The following is a 15,273-nucleotide window of genomic DNA, read 5'->3' on the forward strand; positions in this document are numbered from 1 at the left end:
TCAAGCGCTCCACGCGGAGTACGCCGAGCTGGCGCTGGCCGGGAAACGGTCCCTCAGCGACGATCAGGAACGATCGATCGCCTGCTATCACGCCGAACTGGAACTAATTGAGAATCCGTTGTCGTTCGCTGGAACCACCAACAAGATTTTGAAATGGGCCCGGACCGTTCAGGACATTGAGCGTTTTGTCGCTGCGAAGGGCCGGTTGCCGCACCAGAACAACAGGCTTTCGCCCGATGAGATCGATGTGGAGGAGTGGAAACTGTANTTCGCCCGATGAGATCGATGTGGAGGAGTGGAAACTGTACGAACGGATGCGCTATCTACAGGGCCGCGGGGTCAGCACCGGGCGGCTGTGCGTATACCAGCGGCGTCGGCACGCGTGCATTCCCGGCTTCCGGGAGCATCCCCGCAAAGCGGACTGGGAGGACCGGCTTCAAAACTACCGGCTCTTCATCGATATTCATCGGAGCGCTCCTCGGTATCGCAGCGACGACGAGGATGAGTGCTCCCTTGCTCGATGGGCAACAACGCAGCGCGCCGCGCACCGCGCCGGAACTCTCTCGCAGCATCGAATCCGGCGACTGACCCAACTCGAGATCTGGACGTGGGGGTCAGCCGACCGCAGTTAGTGGGGACAGCCCGGCTTCAGCACGCTGCGGGCGGCAGCTCATCCCAGCCGGTGATCAGATCATCGAACTCCTCGTTCATGACAGCATCATGGGACCCTGAACCGAGCACTTCGATGCTCAGCACCGCGGTGGTCCTGCGGGCGGTAAACACCACGTCGCGGAGTCGGAGATCAATCAGGAAGATCGCTCGTTCACCGATGCAACAGGTGTCGACGGCGAGCAGTTTGAGCCGGTCCTGATCGCGCCGGAGTGGGTTGGGCTCGTCGGCGGCATGATTCGGTCGCCGGACCAGAGCGTGTGTGTCCAGATCTACTTCATACTGCGTTCCTGATGCCATGGTCACTAGGTAGCAGCCTTCGCTGATGCCATCGAGCGATTCCATACGGCTCCTCACGTTGATGACGCGAACGTACTGCGTTGAGCAGGTGCCCGGTCCCGTGCAGGAATACACCGAAATGCTGGTCCTCACATACATGTGCCTGTGGTGCACCGCCCTGTCGCGGCAACGATTGACTGCGGCGGTTTCGACGAAGCTCCTTCGTCGGATCTGAGGGGCATACTGGCGTGATGAGCAACGAGAGCGAGATCGACCGGTTGGTCCCGAATGTCGATTCTGATGGAGTCTATGAAGTTGTTTTCGCGGACAGGACCGTTCTCACAGTGGCTTTGGCCCCACACTTCCCGATGCTGCTGCAACGATTCCCCATCGCGGGTGCGGAGCAATCGTGGCTTGATTGGACGCCGCTGGAGTTCGAGACCCTGCCCGCGTTCGTGGTCGGTGCGTCGGTGATCCTCGATGACTCCCGCGGCGAGTTCCGGAGCGCACCCATTACTTGGATCGTCAAGCTTGACGGTGACGACGAGTGATGGGAACGGTGAGCCGGAGTCTCACAGGTACGCAGTCGACGCTGTCGCCTCGCAGGTTGCCGCGATGAAGTTGCTCCACGGAGTTGTTACCCGAGCGCGGGGGCACAGCAAGGTATGGACTACCGTCGAGCATTTCGGGGAGCAAATGCGTTCCGGAAAATACGGACACCGACTGACCCGCGATCAGTATGCGCTGCCCAACAAAACACCCTCCAGCCGCGTCGACCGATACTCGATTCCGCACAAAGTGTGGGCCGAGATTGCGTGGGCCTACGAAGACGAAGACCACACGATCCTCTCCGATGCGTTCTGCGCGCGCCAGCGGGAGGAAGCCTTGGAAAACTTTGACTTGAACGTGGCGTTCTTCTCGCAGATACCGCAGTCAGACTTTGAGGACGCTCTGGCCGAAATGCTGCGGAAGAATAAGCGGCTGAAGCCCATCACGGACCTACGGACCTTGGACGGGGACCAAGGGGTCTACGTGATGGTGCTTGATGACTACCGACAGGCGTACATTGGCCAGGCCAGCGACATGCGCGCGCGCATCAAACGGCACTGGTCCGGAACGAAAGCTTTCGACCGGCTGCTCTGGGGGACCCCGCAGGAGTCGGTGTTGTCCATCGACTCGTTTCGATCATTGGACACCACCCGTATATTCGCTGCGCGCACGACTCTGGTCGACCGACTAGAGGCAAAACTCGTCCGGACATTTCCCGAGGACTTCACGGTAAACCGCATCGGCGGCGGCAAGCCGGACGGGCTACGCATTGTCTTCCTCGAAGCTGAACTCAAGCGGCGCCAGCTTGTACCGCGGACCGGCTCGCCCTCGCCGGAGGTCTTGACTCCACCGATGCCGCCGGTGGTTGCAAGGGGGACTGCCCAAGACATCCTCGACGAGGCTTAGACAATCTCGAGTTGCCGCTCAGCGCAGCGGGACGCCTCCACGGACGGAGATTCGCCGGCTTGTGATGCCTGCGCGCTGCACGATCCATCTGGTCCCGGTCGTCGCCGACAATGGGCCGGTCCGCTTCTCGTCGACCTTTCCGCTCCCCAAAGGCAGCATCCATCGTGGACAAAAAGCACCGTCACCGGGGCAGTTCCGCACCCTTCATCCTGTCTCGCTCGGTCTAATCCGATTCGCGACGTGAGCATCAGAGTCCTACTTGTCTACGAGCGCCAACGGACTACTTTTCAACGAGCGACGACAGGTAACGTCCGTGGTCGCATTCCCCAGCCGGGTATGTTGGCGCCATGGACGACGATTCGGCCTATTACGATCGCTTGGGACCTTGGGCTTCCCAGCGCGCCGTCCGAGACACGCTGCACGCTTCCGACGCCGAGCTTGCTTCGATGCGGGCGAGCCGAGATCTCCTCGGAGTCTACTTCGGGGGAGAGTTCTACTACCCAGTAAGTCAGTTCAAGGATGGTTCGATCGTCGCTGGCCTGAGACTCGTTCTCACTGCCCTCAGCGCGGGCTTCTCCAGCTTCGAAGGACAGGTTGCCTGGCTCTCAGAGCCGGCATATGAGAACAGCGCTTTAACGCGTTGGGAGGTCCTCCATCGAGACGTGCATACGGTTCATCAGTGGGCAGCAGAGGATGCCGCGGCCGCTTGCCGATAGACGGAGCGGAGTCTCTCCTCAGCTCCGGGAGAAAGTTCATACTATGCGTCAGGCGCATACTTTGGTCGGAATCGAATTCGGCAGCGCGGATGCACGGCGCCAGCGTGAAGTCGCGGTGAGCGCCGTTGGTCATTCATGGGGTCGAGCCCGGGGTCCGCAACCCGGACCCTGACGACGCGGTTCACTACGGGACGTGATGATCCATGGTGGCGACAGCTGCTTCGCGGCGCTGGGTGTCGGTCGAAGCACAACCGGAGGACCGCACGGGGTGGCTCCCGGCTTTGTCGGGGCGCGGCGGCAGGATTAGTCGGGTGAAAGCCGTTGACGCGAATCTGTTGGAATTTCTGAAGAAGGGGACACAGTTCGTAGTTCCGATCTACCAGCGGGTCTACTCGTGGGAGCCATCAGAATGCGAGCGGCTGTGGGACGACATCCTGCACGCGGGCACACGGGACAATGTCGGGGCTCACTTCACCGGGTCGATTGTGTATGTCGAGAAGGAGCACGGTACTCGGACCTCGGCCGAGCCGGATCTGATCATCGACGGACAGCAGCGCGTGACCACGGTCACGCTCCTACTTGCGGCATTGGCGGCCCGGCTGGAGAAGCTGCCAGACAACGAGCAGGAACCCGTTGAGGGGTTCGCGCCACGGAAGATCCGTGGTCTGTATCTCACGAACCCGCTGGAGGACGGTGAGCGGTTCTTCAAGCTGATCCTCTCCCAAGGGGACAAGGATGCATTGAAGTCGGTAATCCGTCAGGCACCGACGCCCACGGATGCCACCTCTCGCGTGTTCACGAACTACGAGCTGTTCGTGTCCAAGCTTGCCCACCCCGCCGTGGACCTCGTTGCAGTGTGTCTTGGGCTGAAGAAGCTGATCGTCGTGGATGTGAAGCTGACGAGAGGCGCCGATCACCCGCAGCTCGTATTCGAGGCGATGAACTCCACCGGCAAGAAGCTCTCGCAGGCGGATTTGATTCGGAACTTCGTCCTTATGGATCTCTCCCCACAGGATCAGACGCGCCTGCACGAGGACTTCTGGTACCCGATGGAGCGCGAGTTCACGGGCGTCCACGCGGATCGCTTCGACGAGTTCGTTCGGCACTTCTTGACTCTGAAGACCGGATCCACTCCCCGCTTCGGCGACATCTACGACTCCTTCAAGGCTCACGCTTTCGCGCTCGAGGGCGTCGGGGCGCACCGGGAGAGCATTGTCATCGACTTGGCGCAGCACGCCCAGTGGTTCGTCTCGATGGCGCTCGGCAAGGAGCCGGACGCGCAGCTGGCCAAGGCGTTCGCTGAAATCGAGCAGCTCCGGGCAACAGTGGTGTACCCGTTCCTCCTTCGGCTCTACGCCGACTACGCGGCACACACGCTGAGCCAGAGCGACTTCGTTCAGATTCTTCGCGACACGATCTCCTACCTTTTCCGCCGTGTGATTTGCCGAATTCCGACCAACAGCCTCAACAAGACATTCTCAGGCTTGGCCGGTTCCATCTATCCAGCAAAGTACGTCGAGAGCGTCGGGGCGCGCTTCTTGACCCTCGGCAGCTACAAGCGGTTCCCGACCGACTCGGAGTTCGACGACGCCTTGAGGGTGGAAGACCTGTACCACTCGCAGCGTGCTCCGTACTTCTTCCGCACGATGGAGAATCATGGGCGCAAGGAAGAGGTCAGCACTGCGGAATACAGCATCGAGCACATCATGCCGCAGAACGAGAACCTTCGGCCCGAGTGGAAGAGCGACCTCGGCGCGGAGTGGGAGGCTGTCCACAGCCGGCTGCAGCACACCTTGGGCAACCTCACCCTGACCGGATACAACCCTGAACTCTCCGATCGGCCATTCGCGAGCAAGCGTGACATGCCGGGTGGGTTCAAGGACAGCCCACTCCGACTCAACAAAGGACTCGGCCAGCTTCAGGTGTGGAACGAGGCCGCGATCGACAAGCGTGCCGCCGAGCTCGCCGCACAAGCCATAAGCATCTGGCAGCGTCCTCATTTGAGCGAGGACATCCTCGCTGGCTACCGTTCCGAATTTGCTGAGTCGACCGGGTTCGACTGGAGCCTTACCCACGACATCCTCGACGCCATCCCCGCGGGGCGATGGACCGGCTACCACTCTCTCGCTGAAGCAGTGGGAACGGCCGCGCAGGCTATCGCCAACCACATCTCCAAGTGCAGTACTTGCACTCACCCGTACCGAGTCCTCACTTGGGACGGACGCATTGCGGAACTGTTCGCGTGGAGCGACCCCAAGGACCGCCGCGACCCCGCAGAGCTACTGGAGTCCGAAGGGGTTCGATTCATCTCGGGGGTCGCCGATCCCGAGCAGAAGCTCGCGACCGAGGATCTCCTCGCGCTTGTGGAAGACGAAGTGTGACCTAACACTGACGCCTGCTTACTCGTCCGCGTTTGGGTGCGCTTCGTGCTTCCGGGCCGATTCCAAGATCTCGCCTCGGCAACATAGGAGACCTTGGTTGGGACGGGCTACCTTGCACTGCCTGCGGTCATGAAATGAACGCTGAGGCCTTAGAGACGCCACGCGGCCGCCGAGTCTGCCAGCGATGCCCCGACTCGACTGAAGTACCCGCGCGGCGCGGCTCTACGTTGCGTGGTGGTCAGGTCCCTGACGGAGGTGCTCCGCGAGCTCGAGCCACCAGTCAAGCTTGCTCGCTCGACCGTCCCACGGTCCTGAGGCGTTGGCCCCGCTGGGATTGGTCACGACGAAAACGCGGGCATTGCCAATCCTCCAATTTTGCAGGCCATGGCGCGGTTTTGCGTGGCCGAAGACTTTGGCGGCACTCTTGCCGGCCTTGAGGCCCGTGAAGGCGACGCATTTTGGTTGGTGGGGGGCGAGGCGGTGCTCGAGGTCAGGAGTGCCCCGGAAATCCAGTCCTCGGTCATGGCTCTGGGCGATGTTCTTGACGAGGTCGGTCAGGCCGATGCCGTATTCAGGAAGTCGGGCGTCATCCGCGGGATGGAGGAGATCTGGGGTAAGGCCACTCTGATAGAGATACTGCCAGAACTTATTACCGGATCCGGCGTAGTAGTGACCGCGCTGGGCCGATTGTGTGCCCACGGCCGTGCCGCAGAAGACCACTTCGAGATTGGGCCCGAGGATGTCCGGAAGTATGTCCATGCTCTATTCTCATCGTCCGCCCACGGTAACCGGGGAAGACCCGCCTTCCGGCGCCGTGGACGCGCCTGGGCGCGGGCTGTTCGCGTCGTCCATGGCGGGTCCCCGACTGTCGACGGTTGCTGAGTTCGAAGCGATCAGCGCCGCGTGAAGAGGGGCGGTGCCCCCGAACCCCCGGCGCGTACGTGAGCTTCGTAAATGCAATTAGACGCGCCCAGAGCGTTCCCAGACGTGGCCGTCTGGCAAATCAGGCTTTCTTGGGCCCCCGCATCATCATCTGGCCGGTCGTCGGATCCAGAAACAAGTCCCAGAAGGCGCGGTCCTGTTCCGCTTGCAGCCGCCGCGCTTCCGCGATGGATGCACGGCCCTCAGAATTCGAGCCTTGAACATTGTCGTCGAATATCTGTGCCAGTCGAACCACGCTATCCGGTCGAAACCGGCACTCCTGTTCCTTGAAGTACAGGCTGCCGCTGTCGATGTGTGACAGGTAGCTGCAAAGGGGCGAGCCGTCCTCGCCGTCCATTTCAACGTCGTGGCCCGCCTTGCCGGCTAGTTGGGACGCCCACTCGACATCCGGACCCACCCAACCAGAATCGGTTTCCGTGGGCTGAGAGCGAAACAACGACATGACGCACCCCATTTGGACGTCGGGATGCAGAACCGCACGGGCCCAGTCTTCCTTCGCATCGATGCCCACTCGGGAAAAGGGCTCATCCTCCGACCAGCTGGTCAGCACGAACGAGGTCTGCGTTGTCCACAGCCGCACTGCCGGCACTTGTTCGATGATGAAATAGGTGCCCTGCACCCGCATCTCGTCGGCAGCACGCATGCAGAGGTCCAACGTCTCAAACAGGACCGCAGACTTCACGTACTTGTTGGAGCGGGTGCCATGCCAGGCGCTGCGATGTTTGGAGAGGGCATAGACGCGGACGGCCTCCACGTCCAGCAAGGGCGAGCCCTCGAAAAACGGCCCAGCAAACGCCGCAATACCCATAGGGCCCCCTTGCCTCGGTAGTCAGGCTGCGCCCGCTGGTTCTCACATTATTGAGTTCATCGGGGCACGGCGCCAGCGCCGCGCGGGAGCGAGTCAGGAATCCGCCGGAGGTGCCCCGCCGTCGACCTGACGTATTCAACCCTTATCGGCACCAGTTCGAGCCGCGGGGAGTAGACCGCCCCTGCACGGTTTGCTCAGTGCCCGGAGGCGCTCAACAGCTCAACACCCTCCAATGTCCGAGTCCGGCCGCTAAGCTCGGGCCGGAGGGGGACATGAACTGGCTGGTTGGCGACGAGATGAACAGGAACTCGGTCAGCGGTCAGTTCTTGATCGCGACGTGGCCCCGAGGCACGGGTGCCGTCGGACCAGCAAGAGACAGCGACAATGTTCGTGCTGAAGCAAGCTGAGACGCGCGCTACAGCGGTAATGGGGCCGATGTCGCACACTGACAATTTGGGGGGAAAATGCAAGTTCTGTACGCTGTCGACTTGGAAATCGGCGGTTCTATGGCACCAGCCGAGAGACAGGAGGCGCTGAGGCAACATGTTGCGCGGTGGCTCAGCAATGGCTCATCCCGCGAGATGGAAGCTCAGGAGCTCTCGGCCCCCGGCTCCGCTCGCTTTCCACCGCGCACTGTTGGGGGCACACACTCAGTCGTTCGTGAGGCGTCTTGGGAAGTGATCGAGGCAGGAGGTTCTCAGGCACTCCGACTCTCTGTGACGCAGGAGGTGGGAGCTGACGTCGAGCTCACGACGAGGGTCACAGTGGCCACGGTGAAGCAGGTGACACGCTTCAGAGTAGGGATAAGTCGCGAACAACGAGGAGGCTACCTGAGTCCCGTACGGGACACTCCTATCTTCCAACCGGGCGTGGTTGGAAGCGTGGTGAGGGACGATCGGTTGGATGTGCTGATCGGCACCCAACGCGTCGACGGCAGCTACTTACCGATTCGAACCACAGGCGATGCTGCTCTCTTGATTGAGAGCTTGCGCCGATCGCAGAGGCTACCGCTCGTCTTGATTCACTTGAGGAGCCCGGAATCGTGGAGTCTGGCTCGGGTTCTCTCCGCAAAACTGGTGGGTTTGGCCCGCGTGATCACTCTCAACCATGCGACGAGTCGTCAGATCTTTGGGAGCGTCCCCGCGGTCAACGTGCCCTTTGGCGGAGCGATGCTTGTCTGGTCGGATCTAGAAGCGAGGGGGCTGTCTTTTACAGGCGAGGACGTCGTCGAACTTGGCGCCGAAGAAGTCCGCGCGCGACTCATGGGCAGGCTGGCTGCAATTTCAGCACTCGCTCGGGGAATCGACGAGGGGTGGCGTTCAGCGCGCACCGAAGCGCGGGCTGAGGCGCGCGTCGCGGCGGAGGAGAGAGTCCGGTTGGCAACCGAATCCGACGATCGAAGTGGCGAGATCGTTGCGCTCCGCTCACAGGTCGGGGGACTGCAGGATGACCTACTTGTGTGGCAGACCATGGCGGAGGAATCGGAAGAGAGACGTATTGAGGCCGAGTCGCTTGCTTCCAGCGCTGAAGATGAAAGACGAAACTCCGACTATTGGCGAGAACAGTATGAAGGGCAGGTGAAGGGGGGGGTGGTTGAGGACGTCGTTGACGTGTGGGAATGCATCCCAACACTCCTGTCCCGTAGCGACCCAGCGCAGACTTTTCGCGCGCTGGAAGACGCCGCACAAGACCGGATTGTCTTTACCGAAGCGGCCCAGCGTTCATGGAAGAACATTTCTTATCCTGATCCAGAGGACATGACAGACAAACTCACGATGTTCGCGAAGGCGGCTGTTGACCTTTATGGGACGGATACTGGAACAATCGGACACCTAGATGATTGGTTTGCCCAGAGGGGACTCAAAGTAGCGATCTCTGATCAGGCAATTTCACGATCACCCAAGCTCCGAACATTTCAGTTCGAAGGACGCGAATACAGCCAAATTCCGCACGTGAAAGTGCGCGACGGCGTAAAACCGAACGAGGTGGGACGGATCCACTTCGACCTTGACAAGGAGAATCAACGCATCGTCGTGAATCATGTGGCGGTCAAGCTCCACAGCATCTAAACCAGAGGAAGTCAGACACATCGGCGGGCAGCGCAAAGATCAGGCCACTGAACTCCTGCGCAGGACGGGGCGACCACCTCTGAAGGGCATCAGGCTTCGACTTGGTGCCATTCTTGCTTGGCCGGTCGCCCCAGAGCCTTTGAGCTATGCTGCCTTGTTGAAGATGTCTCTCTGAACTTCAAGATGCCGTCGCAGGTTAACCGCGGGATCGTCATCGGAGACTGATGCTGCTAGCTGGAGTTGGGTCGAGTTCACGGGGTTTGCTTCGGCAAGCTGCCGAGTGTAATCAACCACGAGCTTGAAGAGCGATTCTCCTTGCTTCATCTTGAAGTCAAGGGTGATACCGCCGTTCTCGTCGGAATACGCCCTGACAGCATCAAAATCAAAGATGAGCCGGTCAATGATGTCTGCATCAAGGCGTTGTGCCCGAACTGCGTCCAGATACTCGCCCAAGGAAGCGTTGTATCTTTCAACGCACTCCGGCACGGCGGGTTTGCCACCCCTCTTCCGCTGCCACACCACGAAGAAGACGGCTGTTGCCAGCGTCGCAGTGACGATTGCAACGGCCGTGATGGCAACCGGACTCTTGAGAGTCACTGCCGCGCGCTCAAATGCCTTCTTGCTGTTGTCGGAGACGGAGATCTCCGACAAGTGCTTGACGATCTGTCCCAGCCGGTTACGAACAATTCCGCCGAACAGAATCAGGTCACCGCTGAGTAACCCCGCCTCAATATCTGGCGGTATGTAAAAGTTGGGCTGGGTAATCACGGCTCGTCCTTCCAGTGCACGGTTCTTGGTGCTCCGATTGGCGTGACTGAAGTTACCGTCTCGTAGCGCATCTGGCGTAATCGTCTCATGCCACGTACGAGCGGTGGACGATCCTCGCCGACGAAGAGGCGGGCCCATCAGCGATAGTGCGCCAGCCGGTCCCGGACCCGACGACGGTCTGGACAGACCACGCGCTGTGCGATCGTGCCGTTCGGCCGCGCGGAGCGCCCTGTTCCCCGCGGAGTGGTCGGCGGACACCGCTTGCACCCCCGGCTAGACACTTTTGGCACTTGCTAGTACAAGGGTGCCCCCGCCTACGCTGGCGTCACCTAAGGGGCACTGAAGACTAGAAAGCGAGAAAGCAATGAACGCGATAGAAGACAGTGAACACGGCCACCATGAAAACGACAAGAGGGACAAGAAGACTATTGCCGTGCCCAACAGCGTCGTCGGACTTTGGGGCGAGGCCTTAGCGGTGCAGGCGTTGTGGCGGGAGGGCTTCGACATCCACAGTTGGGACGGCGATTTCACTCCGAATCGAGATCTGATCGTCGGGCGGGAGGGGCGGCGCTGGCCCGTGCAGGTGAAGACGACGCGCAAAACCACCGGCGCTATCAAGTTCGAGGGCCCTGGTCAGAGAGCCCGCGATTGGCAGGCGGAGGCAATCGCTACGGGCGCCATTGGAGCATTCGATATTTTCGTCCAAGGCAGTACGCCGGGCCGGTCCGCGCTCGACCTTGAACGCGGACTGATTACCATTGCTATTCCAGAGGACGCCGTCCTAGTCGCCGTCTCAGCCGCTTCGCTCGCCGACGACGTGGACGCCTGCCGGAGAACATATGGCCTCACGCCGCGGCAGCGGGCAGGGAAGCACGGCGAGCGGACGGGAGACCTCCTGCCGGAAAGTGGCGCGATCTTTCCCGTGCACACAGGCCAATACCCGTACCTCGAGGACTTCTTGAAAACACTCTGAGGCCGGGTGGAGGCGCGGGCCCTCAACAATCGCAGCAGCGCGCGTGACGTATTAGAACGTTATCGGCGCCCGCACCCGGAACTGGAACGAGGTCTACGGCGAGGCCGGCGCAGACATGGTCAGAGAATTGGCGACTTCCTCCAGTGCCGTGACCGAGGCAGCAGAGGAGCCTGTGGCGATTGCCCGATTGAGATGGTGTCCTGCTTGGACAAGCACTTGAAAGAAACCCATCGTCGCCTTTCCGTGACGATATCGGAGGGGATCCGCGTCGAAGTCGATTGGGGCCTGAGCAGCGACGCTGCCAGCGCTTGGCGGAGAGCCACCAAGTCGCTTCTGAGCTATTCCAAAGTCAGTGCGAGCATTGATCATGTTCTTGATTGATTTCGATCTTGCACGTGACGTGGCTTCATCGAGAAGGGCCGTGATCGCGGGCTCGTCCAGCTCCGGGAAGACGCCTCCGAGGTGTGCGGGAGACAAGAAGTGGCTTTCGATGTCTGTGCCCTCCGTGATGAGAGGGATGGCGCCTGCTTGCTTGATTTCGTCCACGTAGTTCGCGATTTCCGAATCGTCAAGGTAATCGCGATCGCGGTGAACAATAATGAGGGTTCCCGGAGCGTGAGCTGCGATGAATTTGCTCAATACTTGGGCGGACTGGATTCGACTAGAACCGTTGTATCCCCAGATGTCGTATGCACTGGAGGGTATTCCCGACGAGTCGAGGAGCGCCGCGATGTAGTCATGTCGAGAGTCTTCTGTGATGACGATAACGGGCGTCTTCCCATTCCGTAGACGGTCTCCGGCATCCAGCGCACCTAGATCCAACAGCACCTTTACATAGTCCAGATCTCCGCCTTGAACTTGTCCGCCGCTGAACCAATGAATCTTGGCTCCGAGCACGCCGAACTCGGCCAGGAAATGGCGCGAGTGCGTCGACATGAGGACTTGAAATCCCTTAGTCGTTGCGAGGTCGTTGAGCAGACGTGCGAGTTTTCTCTGGTTGTCCGGGTGAAGGTGAGAGTCTGGCTCATCAAGGATGAGTAACTTGGGTTTGTAGACGCCGATATAGGACAAGACCTGTATCGCCTGCAAGATGCCAGTCCCGCACGAATCGATAGGGAGAGTTACTCCGTTTCGAGCCACGACTGCAGAGATATGCTCGTCCGTTTGCTCGTTGAAATCAACGTCAATCTGGATATCAGGGAAGACATGATGAAGAGCTTCTTGAAACTCTCTCCACGCCACAATGTCCTGCTTGAGTGTCCAAAGAACGTTTCTGAAGACGCTGTTCGCGTCACCGCGAGCGGCCGCGCGGCGCACCAGGCCGGGCGACTTGTACTCCTCGAATGAGGGAATGCCGGCGAGACCCGGGGCGACAACGGAGAAAGGATCCTCGAGATCTTCGAGGGTCGTCCCCAGCAGTTTCCCTTTGATGCCTACTGCAATGTTCTTGTTCTTGCCTCGTGCCACCGAAATCGTCGCCGAGCCTTTGTCATCAGAATTGAATTCGACCGTAATCGCTGTCGCCTGATCCTGCTTGAGTGTTCCGCCGGCCGCTAAGGCGTGAACGTCCCGGAGCGGTGTGTACACAAGCTGTTGGGTGGACAGTGTTCCCGATATGGAATCAATCGCCCACTTCGAGACGCCGTCAAGCCGGAGGCTCTGCGCAACAGAGACAGCAAACTGAACGGCCTGCAAGACACTGCTCTTGCCGGCATTGTTCGGGCCGACCAGCACTGTTATCTTGCCCAATTCGATCTGCGAATCATCCACGGATTTGAACCGCTGAACTCTTATCGACTCAAGCACGTCGCCCCCAAAATGCCTTTGTAATTCATTGCGTTGCCACCACTGACTGTAGCGATCTTGAGACCCCGATCAGTTCAGCCTGCAGTCTTTGTCGCGGGATAAGCGCCCAAATCCCGAACTTGTCAGACGGAGCGATATCACGACATTACTTTGGCCGGAATTGCATGCGGCAACGCGGATTCACGGCGCCAGCCGAAGATCGGCCGTTCTCTCGAAGGGACGGTGCCGAGCCGAAGTTGCTGCTAGCGGCCTCGCGACGCCGCCTCTCGGATCGGCAAGTTCGCCCCACACTATTGGGTTGCGTGTCTGCTCGGCGCCCTCGGACCGCGTGGATGCGTTCGCACCTTGCTGGAATCGCGGACTCGTGGGGCGGGTCGCCGAGGCCGCCCTCGGCCTGTGGATAACCCGCACACACAACGGGAGAGTGGGTCACACTGGGCAGATGCTTGACGGAGATGGGATCGGTTGGGATGGGCCACCTTGCACTGCGTGCGGTCATGAAATGAACGCTGAGGTCTTAGAGAGGCCATGCGGACCCCGAGTCTGCCAGCGATGCCCCAACTGCGGCTTGGTCGTGCTCTTGCCTGACCCGCTCGCGATGTGACTCCTTTGAACGCGGCTAGGCCCAGCTCGCTGCGGGGCCTTCGCGAATTCGGTGAGCTATTGCGGTCCTAACCTCGACTACCCACGCGCCTTGAGGCGTTTGAGCCGTATCGGCGCGCCAAGGGGCCCTCAAGCAGCTGCACACTAGGCGCCGACGCAAGGAGACGGGAGTTGGGACTGAACAGCAGGGACGCCAGCCAGACTTAATACATGGCGCTGAAACTTCTGCGCGGGTTGCGGACCGGACCGGGAGCCAAATCGGCACTCTTTGACTCGCTCCGCTTGACCCTCATCGCCAATTCGAGGCATGACGCCTCGAAGGTCGTGATCAGGTCAAGGTTCACTGTTGCCTTGTCGACACTGACGCATGGTCATTGTCGCAAAAGCAGGTGGCGGCCTCTGTCATAATTGGTGAAAAATCGTGTTCAATCGGGGGAAAAGCTATGAATCGTACCTTGACGGGGATGGGCTTGGTCAGGAACGCGGGGTCGAAATGAGCGACGCTAACTACCCGATTGTCCGGGGTCCTCAAGGGGACTTTGAGTACCTTTGCGCGCGCTACCAGCAAGGTGGACGGGTCGTGTACGGCTTAACGTTGTCGCTCATCGAAATCGTTGATCTATTGCCTGCACCTGACGCGGACCGTCCGACGCCCGGAAACCGAGCGATACGCCCGGACCACGCCGCCAAATTCGGTGAATATGTTCGCGAGCGGGAGAGTTGGGTGGCCCCCTCAATCATCTTGCGGGCTCCGTCGATTTTCTCCTTCGAGCTGCAGGGCGAGATGGGCGGAGCAGAGTTCGGTGCCCTGAGGTTCTCCAGCCGAAATGCCGGAGAGCTTCAAATTCTCGACGGCCAACACCGAGTCCTTGGGATTCATCTTGCGGACGCTGCAATCGCGGCCGAGACCAGCACTGCACGGGGAATTCTCAACCGAGCCCATCGCGTCGATCCGGATGGTGCCGCCGCCTTGAATGCGCGGAAGGACCTTGCCGAATTGGCGACGCAGAGGGACCGGTTGTTGTCTGAGCGAGTGAGCGTCCAGATTTTCGAAGAGAAGGACCCCGCCGCCTACAAGCAGATGTTCTTCGACATCGCGGATAACGCGCTTGGTATAACCGAGTCCGTGAAGACTCGTTTTGATTCGAGAAAGGTCGTCAACCGGAGCTTCGAGTCAGTCGTGTCGCACCCATTGCTGCAGGGCAGAGTCGATTTTGAGAAGGATAGGGTGACGAGCAGAAACTCGCCCTATCTGCTGGGTGCCAAGCACGTGGCGGAACTGATCAAGACCATCGCAGTGGGCCTCGACGGTCGGATCTCTCTTCGCAGGGAAGCTGAGCTCAACGAGTCGACGTTGGCGGCCGATTGCCGAGCGTTCTTGGATGTCCTGATAGAAGGATTTCCCGTTTTGGGACTCGTCGCGAACGGAAACCTGTCCCCGCAGCAGCTCCGTAGTTCGAGCCTCCTTGGCTCCACTGTGGTTCTCCGGATCCTTGGAGGGGTCTATCGTGAACTGCTGGTCGCCCACGGCTACACTGGGCAGCTAGTTTCAAGTTATTTCTGGAGACTCGCTCCCTTTTTCGACGGTCCGGTCGAGCGTGGATCGATATGGATGAAACGTACGGACGTATTTGCAGAAGGCGCGTTCGCACCTCGCAGTCGGCGGCAAGACCAGGCGGCGCTGAGGGATGCGCTTGTCGCGTGGGCGATCGATAGGCCTGATTGGCTCTTCTGTTCAGACTCGGACACAGACTCGACGGCTCAAACTCTAGAGTCGTCGACGCCGAGCCGTCCTTGACCCTAT

The 15,273-nt window shown here is 60.1% G+C and carries 13 protein-coding genes; 8 read left to right on the top strand and 5 right to left on the bottom strand.

Going from position 1 to position 15,273, the window contains the following annotated elements:
- Positions 1-314 precede the first annotated feature (314 nt).
- Positions 315-632, top strand: coding sequence for a helicase associated domain-containing protein (locus E3T25_RS17960; protein ID WP_420898244.1), 318 nt, complete (start codon positions 315-317; stop codon positions 630-632).
- Positions 633-648: 16 nt separating this feature from the next.
- Here E3T25_RS17960 and E3T25_RS11305 read toward each other — a convergent pair whose 3' ends face one another.
- Positions 649-1,014: a hypothetical protein gene (locus E3T25_RS11305; protein WP_134374300.1), complete on the bottom strand. Its 366-nt coding sequence runs from the start codon at positions 1,012-1,014 to the stop codon at positions 649-651.
- A gap of 278 nt (positions 1,015-1,292) precedes the next feature.
- On the opposite strand from E3T25_RS11305, the gene E3T25_RS11310 reads away from it, so the two are divergent.
- From E3T25_RS11310 to E3T25_RS11325, 4 genes are all read left to right on the top strand, one after another.
- The gene (locus tag E3T25_RS11310; RefSeq protein WP_134374302.1) at positions 1,293-1,499 is read left to right on the top strand and encodes a hypothetical protein; all 207 of its coding nucleotides are present in this window, start codon (positions 1,293-1,295) and stop codon (positions 1,497-1,499) included.
- 64 nt (positions 1,500-1,563) lie between these two features.
- Positions 1,564-2,403 (top strand): GIY-YIG nuclease family protein, encoded by an 840-nt coding sequence (locus E3T25_RS11315; protein WP_134374304.1) that lies wholly within the window; start codon positions 1,564-1,566, stop codon positions 2,401-2,403.
- Between the two features lie 347 nt (positions 2,404-2,750).
- Positions 2,751-3,119, top strand: coding sequence for a hypothetical protein (locus tag E3T25_RS11320; protein WP_134374306.1), 369 nt, complete (start codon positions 2,751-2,753; stop codon positions 3,117-3,119).
- 311 nt (positions 3,120-3,430) lie between these two features.
- A complete protein-coding gene (locus E3T25_RS11325; RefSeq protein WP_166785998.1) occupies positions 3,431-5,500 on the top strand; it encodes a DUF262 domain-containing protein in 2,070 nt (689 codons plus the stop codon).
- A 222-nt stretch (positions 5,501-5,722) separates the two neighbouring features.
- On the opposite strand, the gene E3T25_RS11330 is transcribed toward E3T25_RS11325, so the two are convergent.
- A complete protein-coding gene (locus E3T25_RS11330) occupies positions 5,723-6,259 on the bottom strand; it encodes a mismatch-specific DNA-glycosylase (RefSeq protein WP_134374310.1) in 537 nt (178 codons plus the stop codon).
- Between the two features lie 244 nt (positions 6,260-6,503).
- On the bottom strand, positions 6,504-7,250 hold the full coding sequence (locus E3T25_RS11335) for a hypothetical protein (RefSeq protein WP_134374312.1): 747 nt from the start codon (positions 7,248-7,250) through the stop codon (positions 6,504-6,506).
- Positions 7,251-8,149: 899 nt separating this feature from the next.
- On the opposite strand from E3T25_RS11335, the gene E3T25_RS11340 reads away from it, so the two are divergent.
- Positions 8,150-9,319 (top strand): hypothetical protein, encoded by a 1,170-nt coding sequence (locus tag E3T25_RS11340; RefSeq protein WP_134374314.1) that lies wholly within the window; start codon positions 8,150-8,152, stop codon positions 9,317-9,319.
- A 144-nt stretch (positions 9,320-9,463) separates the two neighbouring features.
- On the opposite strand, the gene E3T25_RS11345 is transcribed toward E3T25_RS11340, so the two are convergent.
- Positions 9,464-10,087, bottom strand: a complete 624-nt coding sequence (locus E3T25_RS11345) for a hypothetical protein (RefSeq protein WP_134374316.1) — start codon at positions 10,085-10,087, stop codon at positions 9,464-9,466.
- Between the two features lie 364 nt (positions 10,088-10,451).
- Between E3T25_RS11345 and E3T25_RS11350 the strand changes: the two genes are divergently transcribed.
- Positions 10,452-11,060: a hypothetical protein gene (locus tag E3T25_RS11350; RefSeq protein ID WP_134374318.1), complete on the top strand. Its 609-nt coding sequence runs from the start codon at positions 10,452-10,454 to the stop codon at positions 11,058-11,060.
- 93 nt (positions 11,061-11,153) lie between these two features.
- On the opposite strand, the gene E3T25_RS11355 is transcribed toward E3T25_RS11350, so the two are convergent.
- On the bottom strand, positions 11,154-12,866 hold the full coding sequence (locus tag E3T25_RS11355) for an ATP-dependent nuclease (protein WP_134374320.1): 1,713 nt from the start codon (positions 12,864-12,866) through the stop codon (positions 11,154-11,156).
- 1,096 nt (positions 12,867-13,962) lie between these two features.
- Between E3T25_RS11355 and E3T25_RS11360 the strand changes: the two genes are divergently transcribed.
- Positions 13,963-15,267 carry a DNA sulfur modification protein DndB gene (locus E3T25_RS11360; protein ID WP_134374322.1) on the top strand — a complete coding sequence of 435 codons (1,305 nt, stop codon included), beginning with the start codon at positions 13,963-13,965 and terminating at the stop codon, positions 15,265-15,267.
- The last annotated feature ends 6 nt before the right edge of the window (positions 15,268-15,273 follow it).

The organism is Cryobacterium sandaracinum (assembly GCF_004403415.1).
Taxonomy (GTDB): Bacteria; Actinomycetota; Actinomycetes; order Actinomycetales; family Microbacteriaceae; genus Cryobacterium; species Cryobacterium sandaracinum.